Origin of the sequence: Streptomyces sp. NPDC008092 (assembly GCF_042957285.1) — a bacterium.
Lineage (GTDB): Bacteria > Actinomycetota > Actinomycetes > Streptomycetales > Streptomycetaceae > Streptomyces.
On record NZ_JBIBHY010000012.1, the window covers coordinates 213,163 to 233,430 of the forward strand.

Annotated in this window: 20 protein-coding genes; 7 read left to right on the forward strand and 13 right to left on the reverse strand. The window is 72.6% G+C overall.

Annotated elements, in window-relative coordinates:
* The first annotated feature begins 199 nt into the window (after window positions 1-199).
* Together ACFZB3_RS34695 and ACFZB3_RS34700 are read left to right on the forward strand one after the other, a co-directional pair.
* Window positions 200-2,584, forward strand: a complete 2,385-nt coding sequence (locus ACFZB3_RS34695; RefSeq protein ID WP_391382575.1) for an ATP-binding cassette domain-containing protein — start codon at window positions 200-202, stop codon at window positions 2,582-2,584.
* 97 nt (window positions 2,585-2,681) lie between these two features.
* The gene (locus tag ACFZB3_RS34700) at window positions 2,682-3,188 is read left to right on the forward strand and encodes a MarR family winged helix-turn-helix transcriptional regulator (protein ID WP_351961087.1); all 507 of its coding nucleotides are present in this window, start codon (window positions 2,682-2,684) and stop codon (window positions 3,186-3,188) included.
* A 104-nt stretch (window positions 3,189-3,292) separates the two neighbouring features.
* Here the strand turns inward: ACFZB3_RS34700 and ACFZB3_RS34705 are convergent, their stop codons facing one another.
* The 7 genes from ACFZB3_RS34705 to ACFZB3_RS34735 all read right to left on the reverse strand — a co-directional run bounded on the left by ACFZB3_RS34705 (window position 3,293) and on the right by ACFZB3_RS34735 (window position 10,187).
* Window positions 3,293-3,730, reverse strand: coding sequence for a universal stress protein (locus ACFZB3_RS34705; protein WP_391382578.1), 438 nt, complete (start codon window positions 3,728-3,730; stop codon window positions 3,293-3,295).
* A gap of 219 nt (window positions 3,731-3,949) precedes the next feature.
* Window positions 3,950-4,804, reverse strand: coding sequence for a DMT family transporter (locus ACFZB3_RS34710; RefSeq protein ID WP_391382580.1), 855 nt, complete (start codon window positions 4,802-4,804; stop codon window positions 3,950-3,952).
* Window positions 4,805-4,874: 70 nt separating this feature from the next.
* On the reverse strand, window positions 4,875-5,795 hold the full coding sequence (locus ACFZB3_RS34715) for a zinc-binding dehydrogenase (RefSeq protein ID WP_391382582.1): 921 nt from the start codon (window positions 5,793-5,795) through the stop codon (window positions 4,875-4,877).
* 149 nt (window positions 5,796-5,944) lie between these two features.
* A complete protein-coding gene (locus ACFZB3_RS34720; protein ID WP_391382585.1) occupies window positions 5,945-6,898 on the reverse strand; it encodes a PfkB family carbohydrate kinase in 954 nt (317 codons plus the stop codon).
* The gene (locus ACFZB3_RS34725; RefSeq protein WP_391382587.1) at window positions 6,895-8,373 is read right to left on the reverse strand and encodes a cytosine permease; all 1,479 of its coding nucleotides are present in this window, start codon (window positions 8,371-8,373) and stop codon (window positions 6,895-6,897) included. The genes ACFZB3_RS34720 and ACFZB3_RS34725 overlap by 4 nt, the downstream gene beginning before the upstream one ends.
* Window positions 8,374-8,478: 105 nt before the next feature.
* Window positions 8,479-9,405, reverse strand: a complete 927-nt coding sequence (locus ACFZB3_RS34730) for an ADP-ribosylglycohydrolase family protein (RefSeq protein ID WP_391382902.1) — start codon at window positions 9,403-9,405, stop codon at window positions 8,479-8,481.
* A 62-nt stretch (window positions 9,406-9,467) separates the two neighbouring features.
* Window positions 9,468-10,187: a GntR family transcriptional regulator gene (locus tag ACFZB3_RS34735; RefSeq protein WP_391382589.1), complete on the reverse strand. Its 720-nt coding sequence runs from the start codon at window positions 10,185-10,187 to the stop codon at window positions 9,468-9,470.
* Window positions 10,188-10,367: 180 nt separating this feature from the next.
* Here ACFZB3_RS34735 and ACFZB3_RS34740 point away from each other — a divergent pair, with 180 nt between their 5' ends.
* The 3 genes from ACFZB3_RS34740 (at window position 10,368) to ACFZB3_RS34750 (ending at window position 12,538) form a co-directional block, all read left to right on the forward strand.
* Window positions 10,368-10,574 (forward strand): DUF2180 family protein, encoded by a 207-nt coding sequence (locus ACFZB3_RS34740; protein ID WP_391382591.1) that lies wholly within the window; start codon window positions 10,368-10,370, stop codon window positions 10,572-10,574.
* A 79-nt stretch (window positions 10,575-10,653) separates the two neighbouring features.
* Window positions 10,654-11,091 carry a transcriptional repressor gene (locus tag ACFZB3_RS34745; protein ID WP_391382904.1) on the forward strand — a complete coding sequence of 146 codons (438 nt, stop codon included), beginning with the start codon at window positions 10,654-10,656 and terminating at the stop codon, window positions 11,089-11,091.
* Between the two features lie 211 nt (window positions 11,092-11,302).
* The gene (locus tag ACFZB3_RS34750) at window positions 11,303-12,538 is read left to right on the forward strand and encodes an MFS transporter (protein ID WP_391382593.1); all 1,236 of its coding nucleotides are present in this window, start codon (window positions 11,303-11,305) and stop codon (window positions 12,536-12,538) included.
* Window positions 12,539-12,573: 35 nt separating this feature from the next.
* Here the strand turns inward: ACFZB3_RS34750 and ACFZB3_RS34755 are convergent, their stop codons facing one another.
* Complete coding sequence (locus tag ACFZB3_RS34755) at window positions 12,574-13,239, reverse strand: DUF1963 domain-containing protein (RefSeq protein ID WP_391382595.1); 666 nt, start codon at window positions 13,237-13,239, stop codon at window positions 12,574-12,576.
* 399 nt (window positions 13,240-13,638) lie between these two features.
* Here ACFZB3_RS34755 and ACFZB3_RS34760 point away from each other — a divergent pair, with 399 nt between their 5' ends.
* Both ACFZB3_RS34760 and ACFZB3_RS34765 read left to right on the forward strand, forming a co-directional pair.
* Window positions 13,639-14,307: a Type 1 glutamine amidotransferase-like domain-containing protein gene (locus tag ACFZB3_RS34760; protein ID WP_391382598.1), complete on the forward strand. Its 669-nt coding sequence runs from the start codon at window positions 13,639-13,641 to the stop codon at window positions 14,305-14,307.
* Window positions 14,270-14,941 (forward strand): hemerythrin domain-containing protein, encoded by a 672-nt coding sequence (locus ACFZB3_RS34765; RefSeq protein WP_391382600.1) that lies wholly within the window; start codon window positions 14,270-14,272, stop codon window positions 14,939-14,941. Before ACFZB3_RS34760 ends, ACFZB3_RS34765 begins: the two co-directional genes overlap by 38 nt.
* Before the next feature lie 120 nt (window positions 14,942-15,061).
* On the opposite strand, the gene ACFZB3_RS34770 is transcribed toward ACFZB3_RS34765, so the two are convergent.
* The 5 genes from ACFZB3_RS34770 to ACFZB3_RS34790 form a co-directional block, all read right to left on the reverse strand.
* A complete protein-coding gene (locus tag ACFZB3_RS34770; protein ID WP_391382602.1) occupies window positions 15,062-15,532 on the reverse strand; it encodes a hypothetical protein in 471 nt (156 codons plus the stop codon).
* Between the two features lie 468 nt (window positions 15,533-16,000).
* Window positions 16,001-17,722 (reverse strand): MFS transporter, encoded by a 1,722-nt coding sequence (locus ACFZB3_RS34775; protein WP_391382604.1) that lies wholly within the window; start codon window positions 17,720-17,722, stop codon window positions 16,001-16,003.
* Between the two features lie 127 nt (window positions 17,723-17,849).
* Window positions 17,850-18,254: a MarR family transcriptional regulator gene (locus tag ACFZB3_RS34780; protein ID WP_391382907.1), complete on the reverse strand. Its 405-nt coding sequence runs from the start codon at window positions 18,252-18,254 to the stop codon at window positions 17,850-17,852.
* Window positions 18,255-18,415: 161 nt separating this feature from the next.
* A complete protein-coding gene (locus tag ACFZB3_RS34785) occupies window positions 18,416-19,372 on the reverse strand; it encodes an NAD(P)-binding domain-containing protein (RefSeq protein ID WP_391382606.1) in 957 nt (318 codons plus the stop codon).
* Entirely contained in the window at window positions 19,369-20,139 is a 771-nt protein-coding gene (locus tag ACFZB3_RS34790) for a helix-turn-helix domain-containing protein (RefSeq protein ID WP_391382608.1), read from the reverse strand. The genes ACFZB3_RS34785 and ACFZB3_RS34790 overlap by 4 nt, the downstream gene beginning before the upstream one ends.
* Between the last annotated feature and the right edge of the window lie 129 nt (window positions 20,140-20,268).

Sequence of the window (20,268 nt, forward strand, 5' to 3'; positions counted from 1 at the left end):
GGTGGGGGCCGGTTCATGGGCGTACCGCGAGAACGCAAAATCTTCGTAGCCGAGCGCCGCGGACCGGTCCGCCCGTGCCGTCCCGCCGCCCCGGCACACGCGCATCGGTCAGTAATGGAGAAGCGCTACTCTTTTCAGCCCGGCTAGCGTGGCGGCGATCGACCAGGACCGCGCGCAGCAGACGGAGACGGGTTTGAGCATGGCCACAGAGACCGAGAAGACGACGTCCACGCCGCACGTGGCCGACAGCCACGGCCTGATCCGCGTGCACGGCGCGCGGGAGAACAACCTCAAGGACGTCAGCATCGAGATCCCGAAGCGCCGGCTGACGGTCTTCACCGGAGTCTCCGGCTCGGGCAAGAGCTCGCTGGTCTTCGACACCATCGCTGCCGAGTCGCAGCGGCTGATCAACGAGACCTACCCCGCCTTCGTCCAGGGCTTCATGCCCAACCTGGCCCGCCCCGAGGTCGACGTCCTCGAAGGACTCACCACCGCGATCATCGTCGACCAGCAGCGGATGGGCGGCGACCCGCGCTCCACCGTCGGCACCGCCACCGACGCCAACGCCATGCTGCGCATCCTCTTCAGCCGCCTGGGCAGGCCGCACATCGGCTCACCCAAGGCGTTCTCCTTCAACATCGCCTCGATCAGCGGGGCGGGCGCCGTCACCGTCGAACGCGCCGGCCAGAAGGTCAAGGAACGCCGCAGCTTCAGCATCACCGGCGGCATGTGCCCGCGCTGCGAGGGCCGGGGCGCCGTCACCGACCTCGACCTCGCCCAGCTCTACGACGAGACCCTGTCCCTCAACGAGGGCGCGATCACCGTCCCCGGCTACAAGGGCGGCGGCTGGAACTCCCGCCTCTACGCCGAGTCCGGCTTCTTCGACCCGGGCAAGCCGATCAGCAAGTTCACCAAGAAGGAACTGCAGGACTTCCTGCACCGCGAGCCGACCCGGATGAAGATCGCCGGCATCAACATGACCTACGAGGGTCTGATCCCGCGCATCCAGAAGTCGATGCTCTCCAAGGACAAGGAGTCGATGCAGCCGCACATCCGCGAGTTCGTGGAGCGTGCGGTCACCTTCGCCACCTGCCCCGACTGCGACGGCACCCGGCTCAGCGAGGGCGCCCGCTCCTCGAAGATCGACGGGATCAGCATCGCCGACGCCTGCGCGATGCAGATCAGCGACCTGGCCGCCTGGGTGCGCGGCCTCGACGAGCCGTCGGTGGCGCCGCTCCTCGGCACGCTCCGGCACACCCTCGAATCGTTCGTGGAGATCGGCCTCGGCTATCTCTCGCTCGACCGCCCGGCCGGCACCCTGTCCGGCGGCGAGGCCCAGCGCACCAAGATGATCCGGCACCTCGGCTCCTCGCTCACCGACGTCACGTACGTCTTCGACGAGCCCACCACGGGCCTGCACCCGCACGACATCCAGCGCATGAACGGCCTGCTGCTGCGACTGCGCGACAAGGGCAACACCGTGCTCGTCGTGGAGCACAAGCCGGAGGTCATCGCCATCGCCGACCACGTCGTCGACCTCGGCCCCGGCGCCGGGGCGGGCGGCGGCACGGTCTGCTTCGAGGGCACCGTCGAGGCGCTGCGGACCGGCGGCACCATCACCGGCCGCCACTTCGACGACCGGGCCGCCCTCAAGGACACGGTCCGCAAGCCCACCGGCACGCTGGAGATCCGCGGGGCGCGCACCCACAACCTCCAGGGCGTCGACGTCGACATCCCGCTCGGGGTCCTGGCCGTCGTGACCGGGGTCGCGGGCTCCGGCAAGAGTTCCCTGGTGCACGGCTCGATCCCGGCCGGCGCCGGGGTGGTCTCCGTCGACCAGGGCGCGATCCGCGGCTCCCGGCGCAGCAACCCGGCGACGTACACCGGACTGCTCGACCCGATCCGCAAGGCCTTCGCCAAGGAGAACGGCGTCAAGCCGGCCCTGTTCAGCTCCAACTCCGAGGGCGCCTGCCCCACCTGCAACGGCGCCGGCGTGATCTACACCGACCTGGCGATGATGGCGGGCGTCGCCACCACCTGCGAGGACTGCGACGGGAAGCGGTTCGAGGCGTCCGTCCTCGACTACCACCTCGGCGGCCGGGACATCAGCGAGGTGCTGGCGATGCCGGTGACCGAGGCCGAGCAGTTCTTCGCCGCGGGCGAGGCGCACACCCCGGCCGCCCACCGCATCCTCCAGCGGCTCACGGACGTCGGCCTCGGCTACCTCACCATCGGCCAGCCGCTCACCACCCTGTCCGGCGGCGAACGCCAGCGCCTCAAGCTGGCCACGCACATGGCCGACAAGGGCGGTGTCTACGTCCTGGACGAGCCGACCGCGGGTCTGCACCTCGCCGACGTCGAGCAGCTCCTCGGGCTGCTGGACCGGCTGGTCGACTCCGGAAAGTCGGTCATCGTCGTGGAGCACCACCAGGCGGTCATGGCCCACGCCGACTGGATCATCGACCTCGGCCCGGGCGCCGGCCACGACGGCGGCCGGATCGTCTTCGAGGGCACCCCGGCCGACCTGGTGACCGCCCGCGCCACCCTCACCGCAGAGCACCTCGCGCAGTACGTCGGCGCCTGAGCCGGGCCGACCGGTGGGGCGGGGACGAGGTCCGCGCCCCACGCGCACGCCCCCGCTGAGGTTTGAATATTCAAACGTAGATCGTTAGGCTGCGGCCATGACCACCACGCCGCGCTGGCTGAACCCCGAGGAACGACGGGCGTGGCTCGCCTACGTCCAGTTCTCCACCCACCTGTCCGACCACCTGAACCGCCAGCTGCGCCGCGACGCGGGGATGACCCATGCCGACTACACCCTGCTCGCCAACCTCTCCTCGGTCAAGGATCACAGCCTGACCATGTCCGAGCTGGCCGAGCGCCTGAAGATCACCCGGAGCCGCCTCACCCACGCGGTGACCCGTCTCCAGGAGGCCGGCTACGTCGACCGCCGCGAGGACCCCGTCAACCGCCGCAATCAGCACGCCGTCCTCACCCCGGCCGGCCTGAGCCTCCTGGAACGCGCGGCACCCGGCCATGTCGAGGCGGTCCGCCGGGCCGTCTTCGACGTCCTCACCCCCGAGCAGGTGACCCAGTTCGCCGCGATCGGCGAGGCCGTGAACACCGCCCTCCAGCGCATGGACGCCGACAGCGACCACCAGGAGGCGCTGCCCTGGCGGCGCCGTTAGCCCGGCACTCGCCGGGCCGGCACGGCCGAAAACCCGGGGCCCGCCGCGGACGTCGAGTCCGCGGCGGGCCCCGGTGCAACCGGCCGATTCAGGCCGGTGAACGGTCAGGCCTCGTCCCGGCCCTCCGGGGCCAGCAGGATCGGCGTGTCGGTGTGGTGCGCCACGGCGTCGCTCACCCGGGGGTCGAACAGCGCCTCGACGGAGTTGCGGTGGTGCGGGCTCAGCACGATCAGATCGGCCGCGAACTCCTTGGCGGTCTCGGCGATGGCGGCCGCGACCTGGGTGGTCAGCCCCCTGACGAGGGTCCCCTCGGCCTTGACGCCCTGCTCGCGCAGCGCCGTCAGCGCCTCGTCGAGGACGGCCTGGGCCTCGGAGTCCTCCTCCAGCGGCACGACCGCGGCGACGGACGCGGCGGAGGCGATGACGTGTATGACGCGGACCTCGGCGTTCGTCAGCTGAGCCAGCTCGCCGGTCAGCCGCACGGCGGAGCGGCGGGCGGGGCTGGGGTCGACGGCGACCAGGATGCGCTGGAACACGGACACGGTGTTTCCCCTTCCGGGGGCCTGGAAGGTCTACTCGGTGGTCAGGGACGCCGGATCACGGCGTGACGGGTCGGCGCTTCCGGCGCCGAACGAGTTCTTCCAGCCCCACCCTGTGATCATCTCACCGGCCTCCTGGGCGACGGACGGCGGCCCGTGTAACAGCCACTGAACTGCCGAGAGCCGCACGGTATCGGCCGCGCGGCCGGACCCGGGGCCCTCTCAGCGCATGACGTCGACGAGGTGCGGCACGACGCGGGTCAGCCGGGTCACGCCCCACAGGATCAGACCGGCCCCGGCCACCTCCGGCAGCAGCCACCACCCGGTGCGGACCGACTCGTCGAACAGCGCGACGCCCAGCAGCAGACTCACCGCCGCGTCGCCGATCGTCAGCGCGGGCTGGGAGGCGACGAGCGGACCCGCCTGCAGCGCGTTCTCCAGGAGCAGCAGCGCCGCGATCCCGGTCAGCGCGAAGCCGTAGGTCTGCCAGGTGGTGAGGAACGCGGCCAGACCCCCGTCGGCGAGTCGGCCGGTGGCCGACTTCATCAGGGCGGCGGTCAGCGCGTTGCCGACCGCGGCTCCCGAGGCCAGGGCCGCCGCGCGGAACAGCGGCGACGAGGACGACCGTACGAGCAGCACCGCGACGGCGATGGCCCCCAGGGTGAGGGCGAGGACCGGGATCCAGCGCTGCATCGACGCCTGCTGACGGCCGCCGGACGGGGCCGCCGCGGCGAGCAGCAGGGCCAGGCCGGCCACCACCACGGCGATCGTCCGCCATCCCTCCGGGCTCGGCCTGCGGTGCATCAGCGGTACGGCGATCAGCAGCGCGAACGGCAGTTCCAGCATGAACAGGGGCTGGACCAGCGCCATCGGCCCGTTGACCAGGGCCAGCGCCTGGAAGACCGCGGCCCCCGCAACACCGGCGATGCCGACGGCCCAGGCGGGCTTTCGCACCAGCACCAGCAGCAGGCGCAGTCCACTGCGGCCGGGCGCGGTGGACGCGGCCTTGCGCTGGAAGGCCGTGCCCGCCGCATTGCTGACGGCACCCAGGACGGCGAAGAGCACGGCGAGCACCATGCTTCCAGCATGCCTGCTGCACCCCGCCCGCTCAGCCCCGGAGCGCCCCGGCAGGTGGTCCGGAGCGGGACTACGGCCGCAGCACGATCTTGCCCTGGGCGTGCCCCCGCTCCAGATCGCGGAACGCCTCCCGTACCTGCTCCAGCGGGTAGACGCGGGCGATCGGGACGTCCAGGTCGCCCCGGGCGGCGAGCCGTGCGAGCTCACCGACCACGACCGCGGCCGCCGCCGAGCCCTCCCCGTAGGTCCGTGCGCCGACCCGGGCCGCGGCCGGCCAGTCGCGGATGGTGTTGATCCGTTCGGGCCGGACACCCAGGTCCACGGCCATGTCCACGTAGCCGTCGCCGAACGTGTCGATGAACGCGTCGACGTCTTTGCCGCCGGCGGCCTTCCGGATCCGGTCGGCCGCCCCCGCCCCGTAGACGACCGGCACGACGCCGTGGGCCGTCAGCCAGGCGTGGTTCGCCTCGCTCGCCAGCCCGACGACGGTGGCACCCCGCCGCCGCGCGAGCTGTACGGCCAGTGCCCCGACGCCGCCGGCCGCGCCGGACACCACGACGGTCTCCTCCGGCCGGGGGTCCACCGCGAACACGCTCGCGTACGCGGTGGTGCCGGCCACGTACAGGGATCCGGCCACCTCCCAGGACAGGCCCTCCGGACGGATCACCAGGTGGACGTCCTCGGCCACGACGTACTCCGCGTGGCTCGCCCGGTCGTGGGTGAAGCCGAGGACCTCGTCGCCGACCGCGAAGCCGCGCACCTCGGGGCCGGCCGCCACCACGACGCCGGCCAGGTCGCTGCCCTGCCCGGAGGGGAAGGCAGCGGGCCAGCGTCCGTGCCGGGCCCCCTCGCGGATCATCACCTCGCCGGGCTGGATCCCGGCCGCGCGGACCTCGACCAGCACCTGCCCGGGGCCCGGCACCGGCCGCCCGACCTCCTCCACCCGCAGCACATCGATCCCGCCGTACGCGTGGAACCGCACCGCCTTCATCGCGTGATCACCGTTCTTCCTCGCTGGGAGAAGCCCTGGCCGACGAGCCGCGGGCCGGTCACCCACCGACCGCGGCTCCGCGTTCAACGAGCCGGCGGTGCCACTCTCTTCCCGGGAACGGCATCGGGTCTGGTCGACTCCCGCGTGCGTCAGGAGAGTTGCGCGGCGAGCGGGTCGCCGGCCAGGAACGCGGCCAGTTCCGTCCGGTCGGGCGCCGTGGCCGGGCCGCGACGGGTCACCGCGAAGGCCGCCGCCGCGTTGGCGCCGCGTGCGGCCGTCAGCGGGTCGAACCCCTCGCCGAGCAGCGCGAGGAACGCGCCGACGTGCGCGTCGCCCGCGCCGTTGCTGTCCACGGCGGTGACCGGGAAACCCGGTACGTGCACCGGCGGTCGACCGGGGGCGGCCAGCCAGCAGCCGTCCTTGTCGGCCCGGACGAGCACCCCGGCCCCGGGGGCCAGCCGCCGGCCGAGCTCGGCCGCCGCGGTGCGCGGATCCTCGTGCCCGGTCATGAGCCGGGCCTCGCGGGCGTTGGCGCTGAGCCAGTCGGTGCGGGCCAGAACGGGGGCGAGGACGCTCTCCGGGATGTCGGCGACCAACGGCCCGGGATCGAGGCAGAGGACGCTGTCGGCGGGCAGTCCGGCGGTGAGGCCGGACAGCAGCGGGCCGTTGCCCGGCAGGGCCAGCCCGTAGCCGGAGAGCTGGACGAGGTCACCGGGGCGCAACCGGGCCCGGACCGCGGCCACGTCGGCCGGTGTCAGCGTGGCCTCGGCCCCGAAGCTGGTCACGAAGGTCCGCTCGCCGCCGGAGTCGACCAGGGCCACCGTGAAGCCGGTGTCGAGGTCCGCGCGGGCGGGCAGCAGCGTCCCGATGTCCTCGGCGGCCAGCGCCGCGCGGACCAGGTCGCCGTACGGTCCGGTGCCGTGCAGACCGGCGTACACCGCCTCCGCGCCCAGCCGGCGGGCCGCCGCCAGCGTGTTGAAACCGCCGCCCGCGGTCGTCCCGGTGCCGGTGCCGACGACGTCGCCGCCGCGTTCGGGCAGCGCGGGGATCTCGATCACCACGTCGGCGATCACGTTCCCCGCGAGCACGATCCGCCGGTTCACCGGCCGGCTCCCTGGAGGCGGGCGGTGGCGGGTTCGCCGCTGTCACCCCGGGCGGGCGTGGCGGGCCGGCCGCACAGCGCGTACACCGCCGCGGCGACGGCCATCGAGACCGCCCAGCCGAGGCCGTTGACGCCGAACCAGGTGTCGCTGAGCGGGCCCGCGAACCAGACGTCGTCCGCGCTGGTCGAGGCCTTGGTGAAGAGCAGGCCGGCGACGATGGCGAGCGCCCAGCCGAGGACCGCGGGCAGCCGGAAGCCGCCCGAGTACCAGTAGGCGCTGGACCGGGTGGTGTCCATCAGGGCCCGCGGGTCGTAGGTGCGGCCGCGCAGCGAGTCCACCGCGATCACTCCGATCCACGCCGAGATGGGTACGGCCAGCAGCGTGAGGAAGGTCGAGAACGGCCCGTAGAAATCGTCGGCGACCAGCATGAAGTAGATGCCGCCCGCGAACATCAGCACGACGTCGAGAGCGACGGCGTACGCGCGCGGCACCCGCAGGCCGAGGGTGATCATCGTGAGTCCCGCGGAGTACGTGGAGAGGTGGTTCGACATCAGCAGCCCGCCGAAGGCCGCGACGAGGTACGGGATCGCCATCCAGGAGGGCAGCATCGCGTTGATCGCCGCGACCGGGTCGGAGGCGGTGGCCAGCGTCCGGTCGCCCGCGGAGAGCAGCGAGCCGAGCGAGATCAGCAGCACCAGCGGGATGCCCGCCCCGAACGCCGAGGCCACCACGAGCCGCCGGCCCGGGATCGCGCGCGGCAGGTAACGGGCGTAGTCCGCACCGGCGTTGGCCCAGCCGATGCCGGTGCCCGAGGCGATGAAGCCCACCCCGGCGACCACCGCGCTGGTCGGTCCCGCCGGGGCGTCGAGCACCTCGGACCAGTCGACGGTCGAGATCAGGAAGCCCACCACCACGAGGTTCAGGACCCCGAAGACGACCGTGGCCCACTTGTTGATCCACATGATGGTGGCATGCCCCAGGCCGCTGATGAGCAGCGTGCAGGCGATGAAGACCAGCAGGCAGACCAGGGTGAGCACGGTGTTCTGGCGGACCCCGAACGCGGTGTGGAGGAGCGCCAGCAGCGCGTAGGCCGCGGTGGTCGTGGAGATGGTCTCCCAGCCGACCCGGCTCAGCCAGGTGATCAGGGTCGGCCCCGCGTTGCCCCGCTGCCCGAAGACCGCGCGGGACAGGGTGAGCGCCGGAGCGCCGCCCTTCTTGCCCGCGAGGCTCAGGGCGCCGACGAGGGCGAAGGAGCCGAAGGAACCGACGACGGCCACGAGGACCGCCTGCCAGATGTCGAGGCCGCGGAACGCCACCAGGGTGGCACCGAGCGGCAGTCCGAGGATGCTGATGTTGGCGGCGAACCAGGTCCAGAACATCTGGCCGGCATGGCCGCGTCGTTCACTGTCGGGGACCGGTTCGATCCCACGGGTCTCGACGGTACCGACGCGATCGTTCGTCTTCGAAACGGCCATGACGGAACCTCCTTGCAGGGTGCGGAAGGGCGGGTGGCGGGGCAGGGCGTCGGTTTGGCCGACGGGGGAGGGCGTCGGCCGGCCGACGGGGGAGCGGGGGACGGTTCAGCGGTGGGTGAGGAGAGCGGCCGTCAGCGGCTCCAGCTCAAGGGAGTTGACGGTGCGCAGGGTGTGGACGGCCGCGGCCGGCAGCGCGGAGAACCCGGCGACCGAGCCGGCGACGGCGCCGGCGATCGCCCCGATGGTGTCGCTGTCCCCGCCCAGGTTGGCGGCGAGCAGCGCGGTCCGCCACGGGTCGCCCGCCGCCAGGGCGAGCACCGCGAACGCGGCGGGCACCGACTCCTGGCTCGCCACGCTGGTGCCGACGAGCGCGACGACCCGGTCCAGTGCCTCGGCCTCGGTGCGGCCGTGCACCAGCTCCCGCGCCCACTCGATCCGGGCGGCGATGTCCGCCCCGGCGACCCAGTGCCCGCGCCGTGCACCGGCACGGGCGGCGGCCACCGCGGCGGTGACGGCCTCGTCCAGCGAGCCGCCGCCGACTCCGGTGCTGACGGCCGCGGCCACGGCGGCCGCGCCGGCGATGCCGAGGGTCGTGTCGTGGGTGACCTGGCAGGACTCCACGACCCGGTCGACGAACGCGTCGAGCGGGTCGGCGGCGAAGGCGATCCCCACCGGGGTGACGCGCATCGCGGCGCCGTTCGTCGTGCCGGTGCGTCCGGCCTCCCGCGGCGGGACTCCGCGGGCCACCGCGTCCAGCGCGGCCTTGGTGGACGGGCCGAGGAGATCGAAGGACCCCTTGGCCTTCATCTCCTTCTCCCAGTCGAGCAGTTCCTGGGCCAGCCGCAGCGGATCGATCCGGCCGTGCCCCTCGACGAGGAGCCGGCCGACGATGACGGCCTGGTCGGTGTCGTCGGTGACGGACCCGGCGGGCATGCCCGCGCTGACCGGGTTGTCGGGACGGGCGGCCTCGAAACCGGTGACGGTGCCGTAGACGCGTACGACGTCCGGCCTGGACATCACCTGGGTGGGCATCCCGAGGGCGTCGCCGAGCGCGAGTCCGTAGAACGCGCCCAGCGCGCGGTCGAGTCGGTCGGTCACGAGCGGCCTCCGTTGCCCGAGCGGACGTGCAGTTCGAAGCGGGCGGGATCGAGCAGACTCCCCACCTGTTCGACCACCGAGCCGTCGGCGGCCCGGTACACCTGGTCGAGGCGGAGGAAGGACTCGCCGGGGGAGCGGTGCAGTACGGCGGCCTCGGCCGCCGCGAGACCGCGTACCGAGACGACACCCTCGCCGGAGTCGCTGACCCGGCCCGCCGCGATCAGCGCCCGGCTGAGCGAACCCCCTTCGAGACCGCGCTCCGGCAGCCCGGCCAGCCCACCGGTGACCGGCACCCTGCTGCGCTCCAGCGACACGCCCTGTCCGTCGGGCAGCCGCCGGACCCGGTCCAGGGCGATGAAGGCGTCGGATCCGAGCGCGAGCCGGGCCGCCAGCTCCGGATCGGCGATCTCCTCGAAGCGGAGGATCTCCGCCGTCAGCTCGGTGCCCTGCGCGGCCAGCGCCCGGGTCCAGCCCAGGCGGTTGTCGAGCGGCGACCCGTCGAAGGTGACGAACGAGCCGATGCCCGCGTGGGTGGCGATGAGGCCCTCCTCGCCGAGAACCTGCAGGGCCTGCCGGAGGGTGGTGCGGCTGACGCCGAACCGCTCCCTGAGCGCGTGCTCCCCGGGGAGCCTGCTGCCGTCGGCGTGGACCCCCGCGCGGATCTCGTCGGCGAGAACACGGGCGATGCGATGGTGCTTGTGAACCTGTCCAGGCATGTCTAGACAGTAGGTGAACAAGTTCCGGCGGTCCAGAGGCTCCACCCCACTTCCTAAACTTGACTCTGTCAAAACTAGGGGGTTATGTTCGATGTGTGCCGAGGTGGCGAGATCCCGCCGGCACACGAACGGCACGCACCCCACCGCACAGCCGAGTGGGCCGACTCATCGGGAAGCGACATGCACTGTTACGACTGCGCCCAGTCGGGGCGTCACGAGAGCAACGGGATCGGCGCCTGTACCCGCTGCGGTCTCTTCACCTGCGCCGACCACGCGCGGGTCCTGCAGACCACCGTCCAGCGTCCCGTCGGGGTGATCCCCATGACGAGCGCCCTCCCGGGCCGGCGCCTGGTCTGCGGCACCTGCCGTACCGCGGAAGCCGCGTAGAGCTGACCGGGTCAACTCTGGCTGTATCGTGCACTCACCGGGCGGAACGGCCGGTGTGCCGTAGGAGAGCGACATGACCATGGAGCAGTCCGCGGGCGACCTGCTCAGGCGCAACGGCCTGCGCAGCACCGCCCAGCGCAGGGCCGTGCTGACCGCTCTGCAGGGGCATCCGCACTCCACGGTGGCCGACCTCGAAACGCGTATCGGCACGGACCGGGCCGAAGCCGGCGGGCTCTCCCGGCAGGGCCTGTACAACGTGCTGGAGGACCTGACCAAGGCCCGGCTGGTCCGCTGCATCGAGCCGGCCGGCTCGCCCACCCGCTACGAACTGCGCGTCGGCGACAACCACCACCATCTCGTCTGCCGCCGGTGCGGCCGGATCGAGGACGTCGACTGCAGCGTCGGCGTGGCACCCTGCCTCACCCCCGACGAGGACAAGGGATTCGCCGTCGACGAGGCCGAGATCACCTGGTGGGGACTGTGCGCGGAGTGCCGGCGGGCCACCGCACAGCAGTGAACCCTCCCTGCGCCACCCGCGCGTGACGCAGGTCACCCCATCCTGTGAACCGATCCAGGAATGCACGCTCGCCGCATCCCGCTGCAACGTTCTAGGGGTGGGCTGGGCAAGGGCGCTCGGTACGGCCGGCCGCGGAGGGCGAAGAAACCATTCGCTGCCGTCCGGCCACCCCACCCGAACCCGCCGTCCCCGAAAGGTTCCCCCGCTCACCATGCCTCTGGCTCTGCTTGCCCTTGCCGTCGTCACCTTCGGCATCGGCACCACCGAGTTCGCCACCATGGGCCTGCTGCCCCAGATCGCGGACGGCGTCGGAGTGTCCGTGCCGCACGCCGGCAACCTGGTCTCGGCCTACGCCCTCGGCGTCGTCGTCGGCGCCCCCCTGCTGACCGGCATCGGCGCCCGCGTCCCCCACAAGCGGCTGCTGCTCCTGCTGACCGGGCTCTTCGTGGTGGGCAACACGGCGTCCGCGCTCGCCCCGAACTTCGGCCTGCTGTTCGCCGCCCGCTTCCTCGCCGGACTGCCGCACGGCGCCCTCTTCGGCGTGGGCGCCGTCGTCGCCTCCCGACTGGTCGCCGCCGACCGCGCGGCACGCGCCGTCTCCCGGGTCTTCCTCGGCCTCACCATCGCCAACATCGTCGGCGTCCCCGCCGGCACCGCCCTCGGCCAGCACCTCGGCTGGCGGTACGCCTACTGCGCGGTCGCCGTCATCGGCCTCGTGGCACTCCTCGCCCTCGCCCTCCTCGTGCCCCACCAGCCGCGCGGCCCGCAGGCCGGCATCCGGCAGGAACTGCGCGCGATGGGCAACCGCCAGGTCGCCATCGGCCTGGCCACCGCCGTCGTCGGCTTCGGCGGCTTCTTCGCCGTCTACAGCTATCTCGTCCCCATGCTGACGCACCTCACGGGCCTCTCCGACGCCTCGACCACCTGGGTCCTCGCCCTCTACGGCGTCGGCATGACCCTCGGCACCCTGGTCGCAGGACCCCTCACCGACCGCGCCCTGCGCCCCACTCTGTACGCCGGGATCACCCTGCTCGGGGCCGGGCTGGTGACGTTCTACTTCACCGTCCACAGCACGGTGCCGGCCCTCGTCACGGTCACCTTCATCGGCGCGATGGGCGCGCTCGTCACCACGCCCGTCCAGATGCTGCTGATGATCAACGCGAAGGACGCCCCGACGATGGCGGCGGCCTCCAACCACTCCGCCTTCAACATGGCCAACGCGGCCGGCGCCTGGCTCGGCGGCCTCGTCATCTCGGCGGGCTGGGGATGGGCCGCGCCCAACCTGGTCGGCGCGGCCCTCGCCGTGGCCGGCCTCGGGCTGGCCGTCACCGGCGGCCTCCTTGACCGCGGCAACCGCCCCTCGAAGGTGGTCACCGGCCAGGAAGCCGCGGAGCCGGACCGGCCCACCACGTCCGCCCAGGGCGTCACCGAGCCGAACCGGGGCTGACCCTGTCGTGGCAGGCGGCCCGTCCGGCCGGCGCCCTACGAGCAGTCGAACGAGTGGGAGTAGGGCCGGTCGGGGCAGCGTTGGCAGGTGAAGAGGTAGATGCCGCCCATGTCGCCGAACATCAGTTCCGGCGGGCTCTGGACCAGTCGGCGGTCGTCGTAGGGGAGGTCCCAGATGGTGCCGGTCTCGGGTGTGTCCTCCACGGGCAGCCAGGTTCGCCATGACGCCCCGTCGAATTCCGCGCTGTTGACGGTGAGCAGGTGGTCCATGCGCTGACCGCACGTCGCGCAGTCGGGCCAGTCCGGCTCCTGCGTCCACGTCGGGTATCCGCCGACCTTGACGCCGTCGGCCACCGACAGGTGCTGCCAGTACGACCAGCCGGTCTCCTTCTCCACCCGGTCGAACCGCTCCCTGAGCGCTTCGGCGATCTCGTCGGGCAGATCCCAACTCGGGTAGTCGACGACCCGTTCCGGGTGCAGGACGCACGGGTCGGGCAGGTAGTCCTCCTCGGCGCCGTCCGGCCTGGGGTGCTCGGCGAGTTCCCCGTCGCACGCGGAACTGTCGCGCCAGTACAGCTTCGGCTGGGGTATGTAGCCGTGTTCGAAGGGGCACCACAGAACCTGCAGGACGTCCGTGCCGGCCGGGAAGGGCAGTTCGGGGACGTCGGTGGCGAACAGCTGGAGCACGGGCACCAGGGGCATCGCACCCGCTCCGGTACCGAATCGACCGTGATCCTCGTCGCAGTGCGGCCGGTCCAGGGACCGCGGCCACAGGAGAGGACCGCCCAGCGAGCTTTCCCGGGGACCCGGGTCTCCCGCTCGCGGATGCAGCCGGACGGTGTCCTTGCGATAGGCAGCGACCTCGGGAAACAACGCCTCCACGTCGAGGGGACGTGGCGGGGTGGTACGAGTCATCCCAGACTCCTGACAGACCGGCACGCCATCGGCTGATGCCGCGGCGAACGGCAGCGTAGTGGCCGGGTGTGACACTCCCTCCGCACGAAGTCGCCGAACCTTCCTCCACTGCCGGCTTCGAGGCGATGACGTCGGCTTGATCGCGGGTTCGTTGCGCGCGTCCGTCAGCCGTGCTTGGCTCGCCCGGTGAACTTTCTGCTGACGGCGAGCGGCCTGCGCAACGAGACGCTGCGGGATGCGCTGCGGGACATGCTGGGAAAGCCGTTCGGATCGGCGAACGTCGTGTACGTTCCCACGGCGTCCGTCGCCGAGCCCGGGGACCACGGTTGGCTCGTCGCGGACCTGAACCGGCTGCACGGCCTCGGCTGGCGCGAGTTCGACGTCCTGGAACTGAACGGCCTGCCCCGGCAGATGGTGCTGGACCGGCTGCTCCACGCCGACGTCGTCTATGCCGGGGGCGGCAACCACTATCACCTCGCACGCAGCATCACCGGCAACGGCCTGGCCGAGGGTTTCCTGGCGGCGCTGGAGGACCGGGTCTACGTAGGGCTCAGCGCCGGATCAATGATCTTCAGCCGCCATCTCACCGCACACTCCGCCGACGTCATCGGGGACACCACGGACCTGCACGTACTCGGTGCGACGACCGTGGAGCCGCCGTTCGGGCTCTTCGACTGGTACCTCAAGCCCCACCTGTACTCGCCGGATTTCCCCGAGCGGGACGACGCCTGGGCCGATCGCATCGCCGCGCGGGCGGACTTCCCGATCTACTTCATCGACGACGAGACGGCCGTTCGCGTCAGGGACGGCAAGCTGGATGTCATCTCTGAAGGCCGGTGGCGGTTCCATCCGTGAGTACGCGTTCCTGATCGGCGGCACTCGGGACGGCCGGGCGACCGCGCTTGCCGTTCCACGGCGCCGCGTGATCGGATGGCGGCAGCATCGCGTGCCGGTGACGGTCTGCGTCAGGCATGGAGGTGCGGAAACGAAGGGGCCGCCACCCGTGGCTTCCCGTGACGGCGACCGTGCGGTCGCCCTGAGCCGGCAACTCGTGCGCGCACATGACGAGATGCGCCGCCGGATCCGTGAGATCAGGACAGGGCTGGGACACCGTCGGCTCAGCGACGATGTCCTCCTCACCCACTGCCTGGCCTTCTGTACCGCGTTGACCTCGCACCACCAGGGTGAGGACAACGGGATGTTCTCCCAACTGCTCCGGGAACGCCCTGACCTTGCTCCGACGATCACGAAACTCGTCGAGGACCATGGACTGATCGCCTCCATCCTGTCCCGGGTGGGCGGACTCGCCGACAGGGCTGCCGAATCGCCAGGCGCGGCCCTGGAAGCGATCGGGCGTGAGCTCGACGGACTGGCGGCGATCATGGAATCCCACTTCGGCTACGAAGAGCGGACGATCAGCAAGGCGCTCGACGAGCGGACACCTGACACGGACTGGCCCGACATGGTGTTCGGGTTCGGTGAGACATGAAGTGCCTGATCATGCCGTGAGCCGCTGCAGCGCTCGTCGTCTGCTGCATTGCCGCAGCTCGGACAGTACTCGGTCCTCCCGGAGGTGGTACCGCTTCGGCAGCCTTCACCGGTCACTCGATCACGGGGCGGAAGCATGCGGGTTCGGTACTGGTTCACTGGCACGGGGTTCATCGTGGCCGCGTTCCTCCTCGGCCCATGTCCCGAGCCGCTCGGCAAGGAAGGCGATGATCTCGTTCCGGGCCTGCATGGTGGGGTGGCCGTCCTGGTCGACGAGGTGTGCCGTGACGACGCTGTGGGCGCAACCGACGACGTCACGGAAGAAGGGCGGAGGGCTCGTGTTCGCCGCCTCGGCGTTGAGCACACGGCCGTCGAATGTGTCCCCGAGCAGCGTTCGGTAGGCTGCGAACCGCTGGCCGGTGCACCACCTGTCGTTGTCGAATCGGTAGGCGAGAACCTTCAGCCCCTCTCGCGCTACGCGTTCGGCCACGGCGGCAGCGTCTTCGCCGCTGATCTCCAGACCGCCGGGATCGTCCAGCGGAAGCGACGGATGGTTGACCACTGGTGCGATGGCAGCCGGTTCGAGCGTCATGGTCCGGGCGAAGTTGCCGGTGAGGCAGAGACCGACGGCGCCGACGCCAGGTCCGCCACGCTCGACGTGCGCCAGGCGGGCGAGGCCGCGCAGCCATGTGACGGCGGGGCTGGTGCCACCACCGGCGAAGGCTCGGAACTCGGCGCTGACGCAGGCGCGTCGAACGACGGTCTCGTGTGCCTCGGCGAGCGGACAGGCACCGTCGCCGCCGCGACCGCCACGGGCCGGCCCGGCGAACGGAGACTTGAGCCCGCCTGCGCCGGCAACAGACCCCCGCGAGGCCGGGCCGAAGCGCGGGCGTCCGCGGCGTCGGCCGGACCCGAGCCGACCGGACCGTGCCGTCGTCCGGGACATACTCGCCGGCTCGTCCCACCGCAGGGCACCGCACCACGCGCAACGCCACCGCACGCGACGCGACCGCACGCAGCATTCCTGCCACAGCACGGCCGGGTCGCCCCTCCCGAGGGATCAGGCCGGCCGCTCGCGCAGCTCGACGAGGGTCGACGCGGTCAGCGGAAGCGGTGCGCCGGCCGGGTCGACCAGGACGACCGTGCAGGTCGCGGCGTGGGCGAGCGCGGTGGTGAGGCTGCCGTCGGCGAACTGGGCGAGGGGCCCGCGCGGTGAGCGGCCGACGGCGACGGCGCGGGCGTGCACGGCGGCGGCATGCCGGGCCAGGACCCGGCCGGCCGCGGCGTGGTCGCCGACGCTGTCCAGGATCTGCCCGGTCGCGGCGAACCCCTGGGCGGCGAGCCGGTCGAGATGGGCGACGACCGCGGCCCGGGCCTCGTCGGGGGTCTCGGTGTCCGCCGCCAACTCCTCCACGACGGCGGTCCGCTGGACGTGCACCACCTCCAGCGGGCTGCCGGTGTCCCGCGCGAGCCGGGCGGCGGCATCCACGATCGCCGCGGCCCGCTCATGGGCGCCGACGGCCACGACGACCGGACCCGGGCCGGCCGGGGCCTGCCGGCCGACGGGCGTGAGAGCGGGGACGGCCGGCTCGCCGCCTGCCAGGCGGGCCTCCGCGTCCCGCAGCAGCCGGTGGCCGCTGGCCAGCACCGGGATCGCGAGCAGGAACGTACCCGCGCCCAGGTAGAACGGCACGCTCAGGTCGGTGGCGTCGGCCAGCTTCCCGGCGACGTACGGGGCCAGGCCGCCGCCGATGAACCGCAGGAAGCCGTAGGCGGAGGAGGCCACGGGACGTTCGACCGGCGAGACGACCATCACTGCCTGTGTGGTCAGCGTGTTGTTGACGCCGATGAAGATGCCGCTCGCGATGACGGCGACGATCACGACCGTCGGCGAGCCGACGCCCGCGGCGATGACGGCCATCACCGCGCCGAGGCCGACGAGGTTGGCGTACAGCACGGGAGCGGTGCCGAAGCGGGCCTGCAGACGCGGCGCGAAGAAGACGCTGAACGCGGCCACCAGCAGACCCCAGCCGGTGAAGACGAGCCCCAGCTGATGGGCGTTCAGCTCCATCGGATACGGCGCGTAGCCGAGCATCGTGAAGAAGCCCCAGTTGTACAGCAGGGCCATGATGCCCATGGTCAGCAGGCCACGGTGACGCAACGCCGCGATCGGCGCCAGGGGCGACGTGCGGCGTTCCGGCCTGGGCAGCGCCGGTACGAAGGCCAGCGTCGCGACGAGCGCGATCGCCATCAGCACGGCGACACCGAAGAACGGGCCCCGCCAGCTGACGGCGCCCAGCTCGCCGCCCAGCAGCGGGCCGACGGCTATGCCGAGGCCGAGGGCGGTCTCGTAGAGGATGATCGCACCGGCGAACCCGCCGCTCGCCGACGCGACGATGACGGCCAGCGAGGTGGCGATGAACAGGGCGTTGCCCAGCCCCCACCCGGCCCGGAAGCCGACGATGCCGTTGATCGAGCCGGAGGCCCCGGCGAGCGCGGCGAACACGACGATGATCGCGAGACCCGTGACGAGGGTGCGCTTGGCGCCGATCCGGCTGGACACCCAGCCGACGATCAGCATGGCGACCGCGGTCACGATCAGGTAGCTGCTGAACAGGAGCGAGACCTGGCTGGGCGAGGCGTGCAGGCTCTCGGCCAGCGCGGGCAGGATCGGGTCCACCAGGCCGATGCCCATGAACGAGATCACGCAGGCGAACGCCACGGCCCACACGGCCTTCGGCTGCCTGAAAGGGCTCGCGGCCCTCTGGTGCGGTGCACTCATCGACGGTCCTCTCTCCGGATGCGGACGGACGGGACGGATGGAAGGGACGGATGGCCTGGGCGGATTGCCGGGACGGGGCGGAGGCGTAAGGGCCTCCCTCCCAGAGGCGCGGAGGGCTGCAGGCGCCTCAGTCGCGTGCCCGGCGTTCCTCGATCGCGCGGGCCAGGGCCGGCAGGGCGAGCCGTACGGCCCGTTGTTCCGGCTCGGTCAGTTCCTCGATCAACTCCTGCAGGGCACAGGTGCGTTCGGCGCGGCGCTGCCGGAAGACGTCGAGGCCGGTCGCGGTGATCTCCACGAGGACGCCCCGGCCGTCGGTGCTGTCGGCGTTCCGTACCACCAGCCCCGCGCGCTCCAGCCGGCCGATGAGCTGGGTCATCCCCGGCTGTGAGACGCCTTCGGCGCGGGCCAGTTCGGTCAGTCGCAGCGGCCCCTCCCGGCCCAGCCGGGCCAGCGCGGCGGAGGCGGCGGTGCTCAGGCCGCCGGTGGTGGCGCTGTGCCGTACGTGCCGTACCAACTGCTCGACGGCGGCCATCAGTTGCTCCGGCGACCCGGCGGGACCCGCCTCGCCGGCCGGTCGGCCGTCGGCGGCCCGTTCCTCGACCCGGTCTTCCATAACGGCATTATGCATCTGGATGTACTATGAAACAAAGGGTTGGGGAGGAGGTTCTCCCGACGGGGCGGTCCCGGTGGCCGTCACAGGTCCACGCGTGTCCCCAACCCCTGCGCCCGTGCCGCGTCGTAGGCCACCCGGACCGCCGCGACGTCCAGGGCCGCGTGCCCGGTGGACTTGAAGACCGTGAGGGCGTCGGTGTCGCCGCCGCGCCCCGGATGCTCGCCGGCGAGGACAGAGCCGAGGAGGGTGACGGGCCGGTCCGGGGGCAGGCCCTGGAGTTCGTGGGCGCCCGCCGGTGGCGGCGACGCGGCCGCGCCGGTCCACTCGGCGAACAGGGCCGCGTCCCGGACCGTGCCGGGATCCAGTTCGGTCCCCTGCGAGCCGCCGACCGAGGAGACATGGACGCCGGGGGAGAGCCACTCCCGGCGGACGACGGGAGCGGTGGCGCCGGTGCAGCAGAAGACCACGTCGGCCGCGCGTACCGCGTCCTCGATGCCCGTGGCGACCCGTGCTCCCGGGAACAGCGCGGCCGCCGCGGCCGCCCGCACCGGGTCACGGCCGGCCACGGTGACCTCCGCCTGCGGCCGGACGGCGGCGAGCAGCGCCAACTGGGCCCGCGCCTGCGCCCCCGTCCCCACCACCGCCACCCGGCCGAGACCGGGCCGGGCGGCCAGGGCCAGCGCACTCTGCGTGGCGGACGCCGCGGTCCGGACCTCGGTGAGCGCCTCCGCGTCCACCAGCGCGAGGGTCCGCCCGTCGTGCTCGTCGAACAGGACCACGAGCCCGCGGTGGAAACTCCGTCCCGGGTGCTCCGGATCGGCAGTCACGGTCACCAGCTTCGCGGCCAGGCCCAGCCCGGTGACGTACCCGGGCATCGCGCCGAGCAGCCCGGCCGGCGTCAGGGCGGCGATCCGCGGCGGAACGGAGACCTCACCGCGGGCGACGGCGACGAGCGCCCGGCCCACCGCGTCGAGCACGCCGGCCGGCTCCAGCGCGGCGGCCGTCTGCCTGCGGTCCAGCACCAGGGCGCCGCTCACCGGCCCGCCTCCGCTCCGTCGGCGGTCAGCGCCGCCACCAGTTCATCGGCCGCCACGCTCAACTCCCGTTCCACGGCCGCCAGTTTCGGGCCGTCGAACTCGGCCTCAGGTCCCACCACCGTCAGTGCGCACACCGGCGCCCCGGGGGCGGGCACGACCGCCCGGCTGACGGAGGCCACCAGTTTGTCGTTGCGGCCGTGCTCCACGGCGACGCCGGTCCGTGCCACCTCGGCCAACTCCCGTGCGAGGTCCGTGCGGTCGGCGCCGTCCGCGGGCAGCCTGCCCAACCACCGCGTCCGCGCCTCCGGTTCGAGCGCGGCGACCAGGGCCAGCGGCCCGGCGAACCGCCGTACGGGCAGCAGTTCGCCCCGCAAGTGGCTGATCATGGCGAGCCGTTCGGGTCTGACGACGTCGATCACGCGGGCGCCGCCCTCCTCCAGCACCTGGAGGTTGACCATCATCGAGGTCGTCGCCGACAGCCGCTCCAGCACCGGACGGGCCAGCGCGGTCAGGGAGTTGCCCGCGGCCGACGCGGACATCCGCAGCACCGCGGCGCCCGGCAGATAGCGGTCACCGGCCCGCAGCACCCAGCCCCGCCGGACCAGGTCCAGCAGGATCCGGTAGGCGGTGGCGCGGTGCAGCCCGACCTCGGCGGCGAGATCGGTCAGCCGCACCGGGTGCGGCGCGCGCGAGACGGCCTCGACCAGGTCGAGGGCCTTGTCCACGGCCGACCGGGTCGGCCCCGGGGCGGCGGGTGCGTCGGGCATGACGGCGGCTCTTCCCTCTCGTCCCCGGTGCCGCGCTGACCACGGACCGGGGCGTCCTGTCCGGTACGGGCCCTTGCGGCGGCCCGACGGCTGCAGAGTACAGTTACCTGGATTTTCATCACACGATAC